Here is a 16,891-nt window from a genome sequence, read left to right on the forward strand (position 1 = left end):
TCTAACGGCCCGTCTCGAATGTGTCAACCTTTTCTTTCGAGAAGGCTGACCGTCCACCAGGCGCTCCAACATCGCCCTGGTGAGGGAACCCGTGCGGTCCAGAGTTGCAGCGCCTCCGCTGCCGGCTCTCCGGCTCCGCCGATTCGGGGCGGGCTTTCTAACGGCCCGTCTCGAATGTGTCAACCTTTTCTTTCGAGAAGGCTGACCGTCCACCAGGCGCTCCAACATCGCCCTGGTGAGGGAACCCGTGCGGTCCAGAGTTGCAGCGCCTCCGCTGCCGGCTCTCCGGCTCCGCCGATTCGGGGGCGGGCGTTTTAACGACCCGTTCCGACTCTGTCAACCTTTTCTTTCGAGGAGGTTGACCGTCCACCCGGACCTCCTGATGAGGTCGCTGGTGGGGTGCCCGGGCGGCCCAGAGTCGCAGCGTTTTCGCTGCCGAGCTCTCCGGTCCGCCGATTCGCGACGAGTCGTTTATCGGCTTGTCGCGATGCTGTCAACCGCCTCGTTCGAGGACGGTCGACCGAACGGTCCAGAGTCACAGCATGCGCTGTTCGCTCTCCGGTTCCGCCGATTCGCGACCAGGAAGCTACCGATGTTCCGCGCCTGTGTCAACCCGGCGCCCGGGAGGGATCCCGCCCGGGAGGTCTCGTCCCGGGGGCCTGCGGTCACGGTTGCGTCCGGCGCGTCATCTCGCGGCGCGGCGCGGCACAGCGGCCCGTTGCGGACGCTGACCGGGACGGCGCCGAACCGCACGTCGGGCACGGGCCGCCGGGACGTCTGGAACACCGGAGTAGCGGACACCGCGGCCTCCTTCACACGGGCCCTGAACGGGGACCGCAGAGGCCCGCCGCCCTGAACAGGCCGGCACCGGGTGGCCGTTCTCTTCGTCTCCACGGCGCAGAGGCGGATCTCCCCTACAGACGAGCTCGACGGGGTGGCCGCGCCCGCCAGAGGACGTGATCCCGAGCGCGAGCTCCTCCATCGAGCTCCGTCGACAGACAACCGCCGCGCGACGTGGGCGGACCGAAGCGCGTGAACACACGTCTGGACGTCTGGAGCGCACGCGCGTGGGCCCAAAGGAGAACGCAAAGGAGGAACGAGACCATCACCGCAGCACGGCCGCATGCGCGTGCATCGATTGCGCGACGCATCCACATCTCCGCTGGCCCGACCTCTGCAGACATCGGCGACGCGGGTGGTACTGGGTAGGCGTGCCGGGGGGGGGAGAAGCAGCCATGACATTGCGCATCGGGGTGGTGGCGGTCAGCTCAGCGGTTATCGCGCTGGGCTGCATGGGTCTAGACCAGCAGGAGCACGAGCGGGAGCACGAGAGCGCGGCCGCGCTCCAGGGGAGCGCGAGGCCGGGAGAGGCGCGCTTCATCGAGGGGGGAACGATACCGTACGTGCTCGGGTTCTCGCCGGAGGCAGGCCAGCGCCTCGGCGGCTCACACACGCTCCTCATCCCGCTGACAGGGACGCGCGAGCCGATGGACGCCGCGAACCTCCCGACGAGCCTGCACCCGGAGCTGCGGGGCTCCTACGCCGCGCTGAACTCGAGCCTTCTGCAAGGCCAGGCCTCGGGCCCCTTCGCCTCGCAGTGGTGGCCTCACAGCAGGAACGGCATCGCGGACCGGTGGAACTCCCTCGTGAAGGACTACGGCGATCTGACCTCCGATCCGGACAACCTCTCTCCGGCGGAGAAATACGATCTCCTGTTCTACGCGGGACAGGCGCGGTCGATCGAGCCGGCCGCGGACGCGGCCACCGGCGAGCGGAGCCGGCGGGAGGGGCCGGGCGCTCCCCGGGCCACGCAGGTGGCGGGGCCGACGACGTACTGGGAGCTGCGGCACCACGGCCTGTATCAGGGCGTCACCCCGGAGTACTGGTGGGGCCATTGCAACGGCTGGGCGGCCTACGTGGTGGCCGAGGGCGGCAGCCCGCCGCGGCGCGATGTCCGCGTGCGGCGCTCCGGCGACACGATCGTCGAGTGCGCGTCGGTCGAGACGGGGTGCGTCCTGTTCCGCATGGCGGACATCGAGGCGCTCATGACCGAGCTGTACCACCACGACGCCGCCACCTTCTCGGGGCGCCGCTGCGAGGCGCGGGAGGATCGCGTGCTGCGCGACCACTACGGCAGGCCTGTCGATCCGGCGTGCCGCGACCTGAACCCCGGGACGATGCACGTGGCGATGACCGGCCTCCTCGGCCTTGGCGCGAGCTCGCTCAGCGCCGCGTCGAGCGGGCGCGCGCGGCGCTCGTTCGTCGTCGACTACACGTGGCACCGCGAGGTGTGGAGCTACCCTGTCACGTCGTTCACCATCGACACGATCGCCGAGGTGAGCGCGCAGGAGGCAGCGCGGCTCGTCTGTAACGGCGGGTTCCAGGGGGCAGACTGCTATAATTACCGGTTCAATCCGAGCGCGCGGCGCTTCGTGCGCGTGGCGGCGCGCTACGGGATGATCTCGGACGAGGTGAGCACCGCGGCGCTGCTCCAGCCGGCCGCCCTGCGCAACGTGCCGATCGTCTCCTCGGAGCTCCACTACGTGCTCGAGCTCGACGACAGGCTGACGGTGCTCGGCGGCGAGTGGATCAAGAACCCCGCGCTCGCGAACGGCGTGAACGGAAAGCAGATGCACCCGGACTACTTCTGGATACCCGTGAGGGCCCAGGGCGCGGGGGAGGACGGCGACGATCTGGGCGGGTCCGGGGACAACCCGTATGTCGCGTACTCGCGCGTGAGGGCGCTGCTCGACCTCTCGCGCAGATAGTGAGGGGGACGGCCGCCGCTCCGCCAGCGCGTCCGGCGAGCTGCGATGTCGCCGCCGCGCTCAGTTCGCGCGCGGCCCCAGCGCCTCGACGGCCGGTCCTGCCGGCGCCGGGTCCCCTGCCCCGGGCTCCGGGTCCAGCGGCACCACGCCGCGGTCGGGCTCCCCCAGCACGCAGGTCTCCTTCCCCTCGACGATCGCGCAGCGGCGGTCCGCCGGGCACTTCCCCCCGCACGGCAGCCGCACGCACAGGCCCGTCTCGGGATCACACGCCGTCCCGCTCAGGCAGGACGCGTAACAGATGTCGTACGCCTCGCGCTGCGCCACGGTCGCCCCGGCCGCAGCAGCGAGGGTCGCCGCGGCGCCCGCGTAGTCGTTGCTACCCCCCGACGACGACCGCACCTCGCCAGGCGCCAGCAGGAACTCCGGTGGCGCGCGCCTCGATGTCAAGCAGCCGGACAGGACTACAGTCAGGCAGCAGGAAATCAAAAGGACGGTAATTCGCATGCGACCGAGATCCTGCATACACATCGAAACGATTCGTTGACAAGACAGGAGCAGACTCCTGATAGCATCGCGTCATGCAGGGGGGAGACAACGTGGGTGCACCTGTGTATCTGGCGCCGTTTCCGGCGCCGCTCCGCTGGGAGGTTCCGCCCAGGAGCTGGAGCGTGGGCAAGGCGGCGAGCCTGACCGTCACGGCGGGCGGCGAGACCGACCTGTTCCTCGATCCGGAGCGCGCGGCCGGCGCCCTGAACGCGCCGCGCCTGCTCGGGACGCCGCACGGGGACTTCCTCGCCAGCGCGCGCGTCGCCGTGGGCTTCGCGTCGGCGCGCGACGCCGGCGCGCTGCTGCTCTGGGCGCACGAGCGCTCGTGGGCGAAGCTCTGCTTCGAGCTGTCGCCGGAGCGCGAGCCGACGGTCGTCTCGGTGGTGACGCGCGGCCTGTCGGAGAGCCGCAGGTCGTTCGCCGTTCACAAGGACCACGTGTGGCTGCGCGCCTCGCGGCTCGGGCGCGCGTGCGCGTTCCACGCCTCCACCGACGGGTCGACGTGGCAGCTCGTCCGCAGCTTCTCGCTCGGCATCGCCAGGGACCTCTCTGTCGGCTTCTCGGCGCAGTCGCCGGCGGGCGACGGCTGCACGGCCGTCTTCGACGACATCCGCTTCACGCCGCGCCGGCTCGGCGACCTCCGCAGCGGGCACGCCGCGGGCGACGACGCGCTGGCGCGCGTCGGTCAGATGCCGCCGTTGATCGGGATGACCTTGCCGCTCACGTACGTGTTGTGAAGGGCGAGCCAGGCGATCGCGCGCGCGGCCTCGTCCGGCGTGCCGAGGCGCCGCAGGGCCGAGAACGCGAGGAAATCGGCGCGGAGCTCCGCGTCGAGCCGCGTCGATAGCCCGGCGTCGAGCAGGCCCAGCGCGACCATGTTGACCCGGACCTGCCGCGGGCCGAGCTCCTTCGCGAGCGCCATGGCCGTGGCCGCGATCATCCCCTGGCTCGCCGCGAAGGCGACAGGGATCGGCAGCGACTGCGCGCGATCGAGCCCGCCCACGAGGACGATCTCGCCGCCGCCGCCCCGCGCCATGAGCGCGCCGACGTCGCGCGCGACGAGGAAGGCGGCGCGGGCGTTCACCGCGTAGGCCCGGTCCCACGCCTCGTCCGACAGATCGAGCGCCGGCGTGGGATCGAGGGTCCCGGCGCAGTGGATCGCCGCGCCGGGCGCGGGCTCGTCCACGCCCAGCCGGGCGACGAAGGCGCGGAGCGCGGCGGCGTCGGTGAGGTCGAGCCGGACGGCGCGGAAGCCGAGCTCGCGCGAGAGCGCGGCCGCGCGGTCCTCGCCCCGGAAGAACGTGAACGTGGCGCTCGCCCCGCGCGAGGCGAGCGCGCGCAGCACAGCGGCGCCGACGGCGCCCGTACCCCCGAAGACGACGGCGTGCTTCATGTCAGGCCCTCCACGTACGCGAGCGCCTCGGCCGCGGCGTCGACGAACGCGTCGAGCGTCGCGCGCGGGATGTCGAACCGTGGCTGGAGCCGGAAGATCGTCCAGTCGTGGCCGCACGTGAAGCAGAAGAAGCCGCGGCGGTAGAGGCGGTGGCACACGAGCGGCGACACGACCGACATGTGCGCGAGATCGGGGAAGCCGAAGTGCTCGAAGGAGAGCCAGGGGTGGTCCGGCGTCTCGAGCTGCACGCCGAGCATGAGGCCCGCGCCGCGCACCTCCTTGAACAGCCGGTTCGGCCGGAGGGCCGAATCGAGGCGCTCGCGGAGGTACGCGCCCGTGTCGCGGATGGTCGCGACGAGCTCGTCCGTGACGAGGTCGAGCGTGGCGAGCCCCGCGACAGCGGAGAGCGCGTTGTAGCCCATGGTGTTGTTGTGGCTCTCGCCCGCGGCGAACTCCTTGCCGTAGGCGCGCACGAAGATCTCGCGCCGCGTGAGCATCGCCGAGAGCGGCAGGAGGCCGCCGCCGAGCTGCTTCGCGAGGAGGACAACGTCGGGCCGGCGCGGCCAGCGCTCGGTCGCGAGGAAGCCGCGCCCGGTGCGGCCGAGGCCCGTCTGCACCTCGTCGGCGATGAGCAGCGCGCCGTGCTTGGCGGTGAGGTCGCAGAGCGCCTCGACGAAGGGCGGCGGCAGCTCGCGCACGCCGCCCTCGCCCTGGATGGGCTCGACGAGCACGGCGGCCACGTCGCCGCCGGCGAGCACGCGGGCGAGCGCGTCGACGTCGCCGAACGGGATCGAGGTGGCGCCCTGCAGGAGGGGCACGAACGGGTCGCGCAGGTAGCCGGCGCCCATGAACGAGACGCTCCCGTAGGAGCAGCCGTGGTAGGCGCCGGTCAGGCCGACGAGGACGGGCTTCCGGGTGAGGGCGCGGGCGAGCTTGAGCGAGGCCTCGACGGCGTCGCTGCCCGTGCACCCGAAGAAGACGTTGTCGTAGTGGCCCGCGCGCTCGCAGAGGCGGCGCGCCAGGCGGCCGGCGAACGGGTTGACGCGCGACGGGTACCAGGAGGGCGCGTCCGAGTCGAGGAAGGCGCGCAGGGCGCTGGCGACCGCCGGGTTGCGGTGGCCGAACGCCTGGGTGCCGTGGAAGTCCTCGATCGCGAGCCCCTCGCTGTCGACGAGGAGGCCGCCCTCGGCGCGCACGACCCGGATCGGCTCGCGGGCGAGCCTCGCCCGCTGCGCGATGAGCGGGTTCACGAAGGCGCGGTAGTCGTCGAAGCCGTCGCGCAGGATGTCCTCGTGCGAGTCCATGTCAGAGCCCTCCGTCGGCGACGAGCTTGGCGGCGCTCATGAAGGCGGCCTCGTCGGAGCACAGGAACACAGCGAGCTCGGCGATCTCGTCGACGCGGCCGAGGCGCCCGAGGCCTGTGTGCGCGACGTACTCGTCCTGGCGGTGCTGCGGGAGCCCCTGCGCCATGCCCTCCTCGAGGAGGCCGGGGCCGAGGAGGTTCACGCGCACGCCGTGCCGGCCGACCTCGCGCGCGAGCGCCTCGGTGAGGCCGCGCAGGGCCGACTTCGAGGCGGCGTAGTGGACGGGCGCCTCGATGACGCGCTCCGAGGCGAAGTTGCCGATGTTCAGGATGACGCCGCGCTTCTCGCGGATCATGTGGCGCAGGGCGGCGCGGCTCATGAGGTAGGCGCCCTTCACGTTGACGTCCATCACGAGATCCCAGTCCTCCTCCTCGAGGAGCGAGATGGGCAGGACCTGGGTGATGCCGGCGTTGTTGACGAGCACGTCGAGCCCGCCCCAGGCGCGGTGCAGCGCGGCGAGGGTGTCCTTCACGTGGGCGGCGTCGGCCACGGACCCCTTGAAGACGAGCGGCGCGGCGCCGGCGGCGGCGAGCTGCCTCGTGGCCTCCGCGGCGTCCGCGTCGTCGGTCGCGTAGGTGAAGGCGACGCGCGCGCCGTGCCTGGCGAACGCGAGGGCGATCGCGCGGCCGAGGCCGCGGGAGCCGCCCGTGACGAGGCAGCGCTTGCCGTCGAGGAGGCGCGCGGCGGCGCTCACGGGGCCTCCCGGCGGGGCGGCGGCGAGAGGAGCGGGAGGGCGCGCCTCCCGCCGGATCGATCCGACCACGTCCTCGGCACGCTCATGAACCTCGGCTCCTTCTCCCTGTAGAGCACGTTGTAGTTGCAGACGGGCACCGTCTTGCCGTCGACGTAGCAGTTGCTGTCGCAGCACTGGGCCGCGCGCTCGACGTCGAACGTCTCCTCGTCCATGTGCGAGTGGACGTAGACCGCCTTGACCGCGCGCTCGCTGACGCGCAGGGCCTCTTCCCTGCGGAGCGGCTTCTTCGCCGGGAACAGCGCGCGCAGGAGGCCGTTCAGGAGGCCGAGGGCGCGGTCGTCGTCGCCGCGCGACCAGAGCGCGTCGATCGCGTCCTGCATGGCGCGCTCGAGGCGGGCGCTCGGCTCGAGGTAGAGGTGGTCGCCGAGGCAGGCGTAGAGCGCCTCGCGGCTCATGAACCGGGTGAACGGGATGGGCGGGCCGCCGGCCGGATCCAGGAGCAGGTAGGCGATCTGGTAGCAGAGCGGGTGCGCGCACGGCGACGGGACGAAGTCGCCGGGCGTCAGGAGGCCGCCGGTCGTCTCGGCGATGCGCTCGAGGACCTCCAGGGTCGAGATGCGCCCGCTGCGGTCGAAGGCGGCGCCGCTCTGGCCGGTGAAGGTCATCGTGTGGACCTCGAGGTGGCGGACGCAGCCGAGCCGGAGGCCGAGCTCGACGATGCGGCCGATCTCGTGGTCGTTGAGGCCGCGGGTCATGACCGGGATGAGGGTCGTGTCGACGCCGGCGGCGTCGAGCCGCTCGAGGCAGGCGAGCTTCTTGTCGACGCTCCTGACGCCGTTCAGGGCCCTGTCGGTGGCGTCGTCGAACGTGTCGAACGAGAGCGCGACGCGGGCGCCGAGCTCGGCGAGGCGCCGGAGCAGCGCGTCGTTCCTGAGCAGGCCGAAGCCGTGGCTGCAGATGCTGACGCGGTGGATGCCGGCGTCCTTGCACATGGCGACGAGCTCGGGCAGCTCGGGGTGGAGCGTGGGCTCGCCGCCGGTGAGGTTGATGAGGTCGAGATCGCCGCCGGCGCCGGAGACGAGGTGGCGGAGCACGTCCCCGAACTCGGCCTTGCTCATGAAGAACGCGCCGTCGTTCCTGTTGTGCACGTAGCACATGGGGCAATCGAGGTCGCAGGCGCTTGTGATCGTGACGACCGGCATGCGGACCCGCTGGGTGTGGCCCTCGCACGGGCCGCAATCGAAGGGGCAGCCGTGCTCGATCGGGCGCCGCGGCGCCGTGGGCGGCGCGGGGGCGGGCGCGACGGCGCGCGTCGCCTCGTACCAGGCGGCGCTCGTCGAGAGCCGGACCTCGTGGGGGCCGTGGGCCGGGCACGCCTTGCGCATCCAGACCTCGCCGGACGGCGCCGCGACGACGCGGGCGGGGACGGCGATCTTGCAGGCCGGACAGAGGCTCGTTGTCTCGTGGATCAGCCGGTCGGTCGCCATCGGCGACGAGGGTATCAGGGTGAGGGGCAGGAGAGGCTCCCAAGCGAAGGTCCTCGAGCGCTCGCCCCCGCGACCCTGTCGCGCAGCCAGCGATGCGCCGGATCGTTGTGCGGGCCCATCGGCCTCGGGTTCGCGGGGCGCCGCCCCGAGCTCGTGCGGCGGGTCGTCCTCGGGAGCACGTGGGCGTGGCCGACGAGCGCGGACACGCCCCGCGGCAAGTTCTCGATGATCGTCGGCGGCCCCGTCGGCGAGTTCGCGCAGGTGAACTTCAACGCGTTCGCCGCGCTCGGGATCGAGAACGGCATCGTCCGGGAGCTGCCCGCCGACGTCGCCGATGTCTACGTCCGGCCGTTTCGACCGCTCGACCGCCGCGGCATCGCGGCCTTCTATCCGGGGCAGATCACCGCCGCGACCGACTACTTCGAGGAGGTCGAGGCGGGCCTTCCCCGGCTCGCGGACAGGAAAGCGCTCCTCTTCTGGGCGCTCAAGGACGTGGGGTTTCCCGGCAGCGACACCGCCCGCTTCGAGGCGACTTTCCCGGACCACAGGACAATCCAGCTCCCCGACGCGGACCACTTCTTCTTCGAGGACGCCGCGGAGGTCATGATCCCGGCGATCCGCGCGTTCATCGCGTCGTCCCCGATCGCATCGGCGACCGCTCCCGGCGGCCGAGATCGATGACGAGAGGGCTGCTCTTCCCTCCATCGTGACCCGCCAGGATCCGAGAGCACCGCCGGACGTCTCGTCCCGGCCGACCTGGTAAGCTCTCGCGCATGCCCCGCGCGCCGGACGAGGTCGTCGCCGTCGAGTCGCTCACCAAGACCTTCGGCGACGTCGCGGCGCTCTCGGACGTGAGCTTCCGCGTCGAGGGCCCCGGCCTCGTCGGCATCCTCGGCCCGAACGGCGCCGGCAAGACGACGCTGCTCGACATCCTGGAGGGCCTCAGCGAGCCGACGCGCGGCGCGGTCCGCCTCTTCGGCGCGCCCATCCCGCCCTACCCGCGGCGGCGGGTCGGCGTCGTCATGCAGAAGGAGGTGCAGCTCGATCGCTGCACGACGCGGGAGTACGCCGGCCTCTTCGCCGCGATCTACGGGATCCGCGACGGCGCGGCGCGCATCCTCGATCGGGCGCGCCTCGCCGCGCGCGCGGCTGTGCCGATGGCGCGCCTGTCGGGCGGCGAGGCGGCGCGCCTCTTCATCGCCGCCGCGCTGGTGCACGAGCCCGACCTGCTCTTCCTCGACGAGCCGACCGCGCCGCTCGATCCGGCGAGCAAGCAGGAGGTCGGCGAGCTGCTGCGCGGCGTGGCCCGCGAGCGGACGGTCCTCATGACGACGCACGACCTGCGCGAGGCGGACGCGCTCTGCGACCGCCTCCTCTTCCTGGTCGGCGGCAAGCTCCGGGCGAGCGGCGCGCGGGACGAGCTCGTGGCCGCGGTGCCCGAGGGCCGCCGGACCGGGCTCGGGGTCGAGGACGCGTTCTTCCACTTCTGCGCCGTCCGGATGCGCGACGGCGAGGCGCGCGAGGCGCCATGAGCGCGTTCTGGGCCTTCGCGCGCCTCCGGCTGCTCGACGTGCTGCGGAGTGCGAGCTCGGCCAGCTTCGTGCTGCTGTTCCCGGTCGCGCTCCTCGTTGTCACGGGCCTCGTGTTCATGAACGGCCACCCGTTCGAGGAGCGGACGATCGCTGTCGTCCCCGCGCGCGGCGCCCACGACGACGCCGCGCGCCCCCTCGCGGCATTCGACCCCGAGCTCGCCAGCGACGTGCGGCTCCTCCGCGTGCGCAGCGAGGCCGAGGGGCTGGCGCACCTCCACGCGCGGACAGCGAGCGCCGTCCTCGTGGTCCCCGGCGACGGCGCGCCCGGCCGCGTGCTCGTCGGCCCCCGCGACAGGATCTTCGGGCGGGGGATCGCCGCGTCGCCCGGCGTGAAGGCCGAGCTCGCCGTGGTGGACGTCCCGCGCTGGGGGTACGTCCACTATCTCTTCCCGGGGATCCTCACGTTCAGCGTCATGCTCGCCGGCCTCTTCGCGACCGGCTACACGATGGTGCTCTACCGACAGAACCGCTTCCTGAAGAAGCTCGCGACGACGCCGATGCCAAAGGCTGTGTTCGTCGGGGCGCAGATCGCGGCGCGCTCCGTCCTCGTCCTCGGGCAGATCGCCCTCGTCGCCGCGGCCGGCGCGCTGCTCTTCGGCGTGCCGTTCACCGCGGCCTCGGCGTCCTGGGTGGCGCTGGTCTCGCTGCTCGGCCTGCTCGCGTTCATGGGCGCGGGCTTCGTGCTCGCCTGCGTCATCACGACCGAGGACCTGGTTGTCGACATCATCAGCGCGGTGAACCTGCCGATCGTCTTCCTGTCGGAGATCTTCTTCCCGCTCTCGTCGCTCCCCCGCCCCCTCGCCGCCCTCGGCGCCCTGCTGCCGAGCACGCAGATGGTGCGGCTCATCCGCGAGACATTGCTCTTCGGCGTCACCGATCCCGGCCAGCTCGCCGGCGGCCTCGCCGTCCTCGCCGGCTGGACTGTCGCGACGTTCGCGCTGAGCCTCCGGCTCTTCCGGTGGCACCGCTGAAGGCGCCCTTCGCCCCGTGACAGCTTCACCCCTCACGAACGCCGCGGTTGCGGCCTGCTGCGCGGACGTCGCCGGCCCGTGAACGGCTCCGCGGACGCGCGCATCACAGGACCCATGCGGAAAAATACAGCTCGATGGGTTCCCTTCGACACGGTGGTCGCATCGCACGGACGGCGGCGGTGGGCGGCGCTCCTGCTCGGCGTGGCGGCCGGGTGTACGCCGAACAATGACGGCGACGGGGGCGTCGGCGGCTCCGGCGGCGACGGCGGCGACACCAGCGTCAGCAGCTCAGGCGATGTCGGGTCGGGCGGCGACGGCGGCGACACCAGCGTCAGCAGCTCAGGCGACGGTGGATCAGGCGGCGACGGCGGATCAGGCGGCGACGGCGGATCAGGCGGCGACGGCGGATCAGGCGGCGGCGGGGCCATCTGTATTCCTGGCGCCCAGGTCGCCTGCCCGTACTCGGGCCCGCCGGACACGCAGGGCGTCGGACGCTGCGCGGCCGGACTGCGGACGTGCAACGAGTCCGGGACCAGTTACGGCCCCTGCGAGGGCGAGGTGCTGCCGGCGCCCGAGGACTGCTCGGTGGCAGACGACGAGGACTGCGATGGAGTGGCGGACGGAGATGACGCCGACTGCGTCTGCGTCCCAGGAACCGAGGTGCTCTGCTACTCCGGCGGCCTCGATACGCTCGGCGTCGGCGCGTGCAAGGCCGGCAAGGCGCAGTGCAGGGAGGACGGCAGCGGCTTTGGCCCCTGCGTCGGCGAGGTGCTGCCAGGCCCGGAGACGTGCGCCACGCCGGTCAACGACGACTGCGACGGCCAGGCGAACGAGGAGGGCGACGGCTGCGCCTGCCTCCCTGGCGAGGTCATCCCTTGCTACTCAGGGCCTCCCGGCACCGAGGGCACCGGCCGCTGTGCCGGCGGCACCGCGCGCTGCGACGCGCAGGGCACGGGATTTGGGCCGTGCGAGGGCGAGGTGCTGCCCGCGCCGGAGACGTGCCTCACCCCGATCGACGACGACTGCGACGGCCAGGTGAACGAGGAAGGCGAGAGCTGCGTCTGCCCGCCCAACCAGCGCGTCTCGTGTTACTCCGGCCCGCCGAGCAAAGAGAACGTCGGGGCGTGCACGCCTGGCACGGCGCTCTGCGACGCGCAGGGCACGAGCCTCGGGCCGTGCGAGGGCGATGTGCTCCCGCAGCCGGAGTCGTGCGCGACCCCGGTCGACGACGACTGCGACGGTGAGGTGAACGAGAACGGCAGCGACTGCGCTCCCCGGATCATCGCGCACTGGGTCAAGCAGCTCTCCGGCGCCTCGATCACCGCTGTCGCCGTGGACGCCTTCGAGAACACGATCGTCGCCGGCTCGTTCACGAGCCCCGTGGACCTCGGCGCCGGCCCCCTCCTGCCCCGGACCGCAGGCACCGAGGCGTTCGTCGCGAAGTTCGATCCGAGCGGACATGTCCTCTTCGCGAACACGTTCGAGGGCGAAGACCACGCGGCCATCGATATCGCCACGGACGCGTCGGGGAACATCGCGCTGCTCGGGACCGTCCTCAATCTCGATCATCTCGACGACTTCTCGTACTACGAGCTCTATCACCGCGTCGCGAAGCTCGATCCGTCAGGCGGTCTCCTCTGGCACCGCGATTACGTTGCGATCCTCGAGGCCGGGAGGGCGGTGGCGATGAACGCCGCAGGGGACGTGTTCCTGGCGGGCGTGACCGAGCAATCTCCCGGCCATGGCTTCGTCCGCAAGCTCGAAGGCGCGACAGGGGCCCTCGCATGGCAGAGGAGGCTCGGCGACGACGACGACTTCGAGCTCCTCGGCGACATCACCACGCGTGAAAACGGCGATATCGTGACCGTCGGGAGCGTGAGCGCCTCTCAGCTCGTCGCCGGGGAGCTGGTCCACAGGGCCTGCGGGGAGCTGATCACGCTGAGCCCCGCCGGCGAGGTGCTCGACCGGACCTGCATCGGCGACCGAGCGGAGACCTGGCAGCTCGCCATGGACGCGTCGGGGAACACCGTGCTCGGCAGCGCCGACTCACGCGGCGCGCGCCGCGTGAGCAGGTTCGACGGCGCAGCGGCCTCCCTCTGGAGCCGGGGGTTCGTCTCGGTGCAGGAGCTGCGGCTGGGCGTCGACGGGCCCGGGAACGTCGTCCTCGCGGGCTCGTTCACCGGCACCGGCACGCTCGGCCTCGGCGCCGACACGCTCACGAGCGCCGGCGGCGAGGACGTCTACCTGGCCAGGCTGGACCCCGACGGCAACGCCGTCTTCGTCGAGACCTACGGCGACGCGGGCGACCAGCGCGTGAGGCACCTCGCCGTATCCGCGGAAGGCAGCGCGGTGATCGCCGGCACCTTCGCAGGCACGATCACCCTCGGCGAGAGCCCGCTCGTCGCCGCGACAGCGCAGGACACCTTCCTCGCCAGGGTGGGTTTCTGATGCACACCTGAGCATCCCCCCACCTGGGTTGCCAGGCGACTCGATGTCAGCGATCGGGTCGCGCGACCTGGACACCGCGGCTTCCCGCACGTTTCCCGCGCTGTGTGAGCGCGAACCGCGGCACACGGTTTGCAGATTTGCAGCATCAACGGATGACGGCCATGCGCCGCCCGACACCGGCGGATCGCGGGCCCTCCGCTGTCGCTGAGCTTTCAACAACAAGGAGCGTTGAACGAGATGAGATCCATGAGACAACCCTGCTTGCTGGCAGGACTCGTGTTCGGTCTGGGGTGCGGCCCGTCGTCGATCATCGACGACGGACCCCGGCCGCCACGGTGCGTCCCCGGTCACACGGTGAGCTGTGCTTGCGCGGACGGGCGCACCGGCGCGCAGGTCTGCGGGGACGACGGGGCGTTCGAGGCATGCCAGTGCCGGCACGGGACGTCCGGGAGCAGCGGAGCAGGCACCGCGAGCGCGGGAAGCGGCGCGACCACCGGCGGCGGCGCGACCACCGGCAGCGGCGCAGGTACCGGCGGCGGCGGGGTCGGCGGCGGCGACGAGACGCGGCTCAGCACCGGAGCCTCGGTGCTCATCGACGCCTTCGTGGCCGAGGCGGGCATCATCATCGTGCTGGCCGACGCCGTCCTTCTGGTCGACCGCGCGGGCGAGGAGCTCGCGCGCGTCGACTCGGCCCGCGAGATCACCGCGGCGGCGTTCGACGGCGAGACCCTCGTCGTCGCGGACAGGGCCCGATTCGCGAGCTACGATCTCGCGCTGGCGAAGATCACCGAGGGCGACCTCGCCGAGGAGTGCGCGTCGGCCGTGCTCGTCAGCGATCACCGCTTCGTCTGCGGCCCGACCAACGACTGGGATCGCATCTTCACCGCGTACGACGCGCGGACAGGGGCGTTCGTGGCCTCCTCCGACACGTATACGTACAACGGCATCCCCATGCGCCGCATCCCGGGGACCGACGACTTCGTGACCGTCACTGTCGACTCCTCGCCCTCGGATTTCCACCTGTACTCCGTGCTCGACACGGGCGAGGCCCAGTACGTGAACGAGTCGCCCTATCACGGAGACTTCTCCGTCACGGACGTCTATGCCTTCAACGGCAGCCCGCCCACCCACCTCGTGACGCACGAGGGCCTCATGCTCCGCATCTACGGGCCTCGGTGCAGCGCCGCAGAGAGCAGCTTCGACGCCGAGTGCTTCGTCCGCGACGGCGCCCTGGGGACGCTCCTCGGCGCCCAGCGCTTCGTCGGCATGGACAACGACGCCGAGGGCAAGCTGTACGGGCTCGTGAGCGTGTCCGGGAATCTCTACTTCGATCCTCCGTGCGAGGCCGGCTGCCTCGTCCAGCGGGTCGATATCGCCTCTCGGACTGTCGAGTCCCAGCGGATGCACTCCCTCGACATGGGCGCCGCCGTCGTGGTCCGCCACGACCCTGTCTCGAGCGCTCTCCTCGTCGGCTATCGCCTCCCGGGCGACTACTACTTCCCGGGCGATCCCTACCCGGGCTTCGCCGTCTCGCTGCTCGACTACGAGTGAGCCCGGCGCCGCCGGCGCGAGGCCGCCGCCTCGCCCGGCCCGGCGCGGGCGCTGGAGCGCCGCGCGCCGTGGGGGCGGGGGCGCCAGGAATCTTGCGTCGCGGACCGGGCGTCCCGATCCTTGTCAGGACGCCGAGGGGCGGCAGGCGGCACATCGAGAGAGGCACATCACCATGAGCAGAGAGCTGCGCGCGCGCATCATGCAGATCGTGGGAACCGGCATGTTCACGGGCCTTTCGCTGGCGTTCGGCTGCCACGACGCCGCCGGCGGCGCGGGGGGGACCGGCGGCGCCGGTGGGGCGACGGGCACCGGCGATGCGACGGGCACCGGCGGCGCGGCAGGCACCGGAGGCGCGGCAGGCACCGGCGGGGCCGGCGGTCAGGGCACCACCGGGGAGACGAGGTGCTTCTCGCTGGAAGAGGTCCGGGCCAGCGCCGGCACTGCCGGCGGCGCGGGGGGCGCGGGGGGCGCGGGGGGCAGCGCCGAGGCCTGCCCGAGCGAGTACCACCCCAACCCCGTGTCCTGCGTCGGCTACGAGAACGGCCGGCTCGAGGACGGGCAGTGCTGCTACGACGTCAACGACCCGGGCATCGGCGCCTGCGGCCGCCCGTTCCTCGTGGACGGCGCGCCGCGCCTGGCCGGGGTCGAGGCGCGGGCCGACTGGGCGCTCGACGCCGCGGCGGACGAGCCGCTCGCGCTCGATCCCGCGACGCGCGCGGCCCTCGCCGAGGCGTGGCTCGCCGACGCTCGCCTGGAGCACGCGTCGATCGCGTCGTTCGCGCGCTTCACCCTCGATCTGCTCGCCCTCGGCGCGCCGCCCGCCCTGATCGACGCCGCGCAGCGCGCCCTCGCCGACGAGCTTCAGCACGCCCGCGCCTGCTTCACGCTCGCGAGCCGCTACGCCGGCCGGCCGCTCGGCCCGGGGGCGCTCGCCATGGACGGCGCGCTCGACGCGCCGACCCTCGCCGGTGCCGCGGCCAGCGCCGTGCGCGAGGGCTGCGTCGGCGAGACGCTCGCCGCCGTGCAGGCGGACGCGATGTGGGGCGGCGCGCGCGACCGTGAGGCGCGCCGCGCCCTCGGCAGGATCGCCGCCGACGAGTCCACCCACGCCGAGCTCGCCTGGGCGTTCGTGCGCTGGGCCCTGGCGCGCGGCGGCGCGCCGGTGCGCGCGGCCGTCGCGCGCGCGTTCGACGAGGCGCTCGCCGAGGCGCTCGCCGCGCGCGGTCCGGAGCGCGCCGGGGTCGACGCCGCCGCGTGGGGCGACCACGGCCGGCTCACCGAGGCGGAGCGGGCGCGCTGCCATGTCACCGCCGTGCGCGAGGTCATCGCGCCGTGCGCCGAGGCGCTGCTCTGCGCGCCGCTCACCGCCTTCCAGCCCGTCGCCGGCCTCGACACGCCTTGGGAGCCCCTGGCGCCGCCTTCGTGAGGCATGGCGCCGCCTTCGTGAGGCCCTGGCGCCGCTTTCGTGAGGCACCGGCCCCGGCCTTCGTGAGAAGGATGAGACGACCCCGATGAGTTTCCCTGCCCCCTTCCCTACCGTCCCGTCATGACCGCGCTCCGCCAGCTCCGCCTCATCGCGATCCTCGAAGGGGTGTCGTACATCCTCCTCCTCTTCATCGCGATGCCGCTCAAGTACCTCGCCGACCTCCCGCTCGCCGTGCGCGTCGTCGGAAGCGCCCACGGCCTGCTCTTCGTGCTGTTCCTCGCCGCGCTCCTCCGCGCCGCCGTCGCGCGCCGGTGGTCGCTCGGCCGCTCGTCGCTCGCCTTCGCGTCGTCGATCGTCCCCTTCGGGACGTTCGTCTTCGACCGCTCGCTGCAGCGCGAGATCGCCGCGACCCCGCCGACGTAGGCGCCCGGACGGGCGGCGCGGCGCGCGGCGACGGGGTGGTGGAGCGCCTGGCCCGCCCCCCGCGCCCCGCCGGGCCCCGCGCGCCGGCTCCGCGCCCACGCGCGGCAAAAAACCTTTTTAATTCATATACTTACATAAGAACGCAAAAAAAGATCGCCCGCGTGTCGATCCCGCGGTCGCCCGTTCGTCGTTCCGGCAGACCCACGGCGCACCCGGCCGGGACCGTCC

General features: G+C 72.5%; 14 protein-coding genes. 9 read left to right on the forward strand and 5 right to left on the reverse strand.

What is annotated here, in order from left to right:
- Positions 1-1,235: 1,235 nt before the first annotated feature.
- The gene (locus tag WMF42_RS20185) at positions 1,236-2,768 is read left to right on the forward strand and encodes a hypothetical protein (protein ID WP_437693617.1); all 1,533 of its coding nucleotides are present in this window, start codon (positions 1,236-1,238) and stop codon (positions 2,766-2,768) included.
- Positions 2,769-2,828: 60 nt separating this feature from the next.
- On the opposite strand, the gene WMF42_RS20190 is transcribed toward WMF42_RS20185, so the two are convergent.
- Positions 2,829-3,215: a hypothetical protein gene (locus WMF42_RS20190; protein ID WP_437693619.1), complete on the reverse strand. Its 387-nt coding sequence runs from the start codon at positions 3,213-3,215 to the stop codon at positions 2,829-2,831.
- Between the two features lie 149 nt (positions 3,216-3,364).
- Here WMF42_RS20190 and WMF42_RS20195 point away from each other — a divergent pair, with 149 nt between their 5' ends.
- Entirely contained in the window at positions 3,365-4,051 is a 687-nt protein-coding gene (locus tag WMF42_RS20195; RefSeq protein WP_199693966.1) for a DUF1349 domain-containing protein, read from the forward strand.
- On the opposite strand, the gene WMF42_RS20200 is transcribed toward WMF42_RS20195, so the two are convergent.
- From WMF42_RS20200 to WMF42_RS20215, 4 genes are read right to left on the reverse strand one after another with little or no spacing between them, the layout of a single operon-like run.
- Complete coding sequence (locus WMF42_RS20200; protein ID WP_437693621.1) at positions 4,000-4,707, reverse strand: SDR family NAD(P)-dependent oxidoreductase; 708 nt, start codon at positions 4,705-4,707, stop codon at positions 4,000-4,002. The two genes, WMF42_RS20195 and WMF42_RS20200, sit on opposite strands and share 52 nt — an antisense overlap.
- Positions 4,704-6,011 carry a class-III pyridoxal-phosphate-dependent aminotransferase gene (locus WMF42_RS20205; RefSeq protein ID WP_437693623.1) on the reverse strand — a complete coding sequence of 436 codons (1,308 nt, stop codon included), beginning with the start codon at positions 6,009-6,011 and terminating at the stop codon, positions 4,704-4,706. Before WMF42_RS20205 ends, WMF42_RS20200 begins: the two co-directional genes overlap by 4 nt.
- Position 6,012: 1 nt before the next feature.
- Positions 6,013-6,765 carry an SDR family NAD(P)-dependent oxidoreductase gene (locus WMF42_RS20210; RefSeq protein ID WP_063815908.1) on the reverse strand — a complete coding sequence of 251 codons (753 nt, stop codon included), beginning with the start codon at positions 6,763-6,765 and terminating at the stop codon, positions 6,013-6,015.
- Positions 6,762-8,252 (reverse strand): radical SAM protein, encoded by a 1,491-nt coding sequence (locus WMF42_RS20215; RefSeq protein ID WP_437693626.1) that lies wholly within the window; start codon positions 8,250-8,252, stop codon positions 6,762-6,764. Before WMF42_RS20215 ends, WMF42_RS20210 begins: the two co-directional genes overlap by 4 nt.
- 105 nt (positions 8,253-8,357) lie before the next feature.
- Between WMF42_RS20215 and WMF42_RS20220 the strand changes: the two genes are divergently transcribed.
- From WMF42_RS20220 to WMF42_RS20250, 7 genes are all read left to right on the forward strand, one after another.
- Complete coding sequence (locus WMF42_RS20220) at positions 8,358-8,933, forward strand: hypothetical protein (RefSeq protein WP_437693628.1); 576 nt, start codon at positions 8,358-8,360, stop codon at positions 8,931-8,933.
- A gap of 92 nt (positions 8,934-9,025) precedes the next feature.
- A complete protein-coding gene (locus WMF42_RS20225) occupies positions 9,026-9,784 on the forward strand; it encodes an ABC transporter ATP-binding protein (RefSeq protein WP_061610818.1) in 759 nt (252 codons plus the stop codon).
- Complete coding sequence (locus WMF42_RS20230; protein ID WP_437693630.1) at positions 9,781-10,815, forward strand: ABC transporter permease; 1,035 nt, start codon at positions 9,781-9,783, stop codon at positions 10,813-10,815. The genes WMF42_RS20225 and WMF42_RS20230 overlap by 4 nt, the downstream gene beginning before the upstream one ends.
- Positions 10,816-10,968: 153 nt before the next feature.
- Positions 10,969-13,263, forward strand: a complete 2,295-nt coding sequence (locus WMF42_RS20235; protein ID WP_437693632.1) for a hypothetical protein — start codon at positions 10,969-10,971, stop codon at positions 13,261-13,263.
- A gap of 354 nt (positions 13,264-13,617) precedes the next feature.
- Positions 13,618-14,814 carry a hypothetical protein gene (locus WMF42_RS20240; RefSeq protein ID WP_437693634.1) on the forward strand — a complete coding sequence of 399 codons (1,197 nt, stop codon included), beginning with the start codon at positions 13,618-13,620 and terminating at the stop codon, positions 14,812-14,814.
- A 172-nt stretch (positions 14,815-14,986) separates the two neighbouring features.
- Complete coding sequence (locus WMF42_RS20245) at positions 14,987-16,240, forward strand: ferritin-like domain-containing protein (RefSeq protein WP_437693636.1); 1,254 nt, start codon at positions 14,987-14,989, stop codon at positions 16,238-16,240.
- Positions 16,241-16,360: 120 nt separating this feature from the next.
- Positions 16,361-16,663, forward strand: coding sequence for a DUF3817 domain-containing protein (locus WMF42_RS20250; protein WP_061606374.1), 303 nt, complete (start codon positions 16,361-16,363; stop codon positions 16,661-16,663).
- Positions 16,664-16,891: the final 228 nt, after the last annotated feature.

This window comes from Sorangium sp. So ce176, from assembly GCF_051519835.1.
GTDB lineage: Bacteria > Myxococcota_A > Polyangia > Polyangiales > Polyangiaceae > Sorangium > Sorangium cellulosum_G.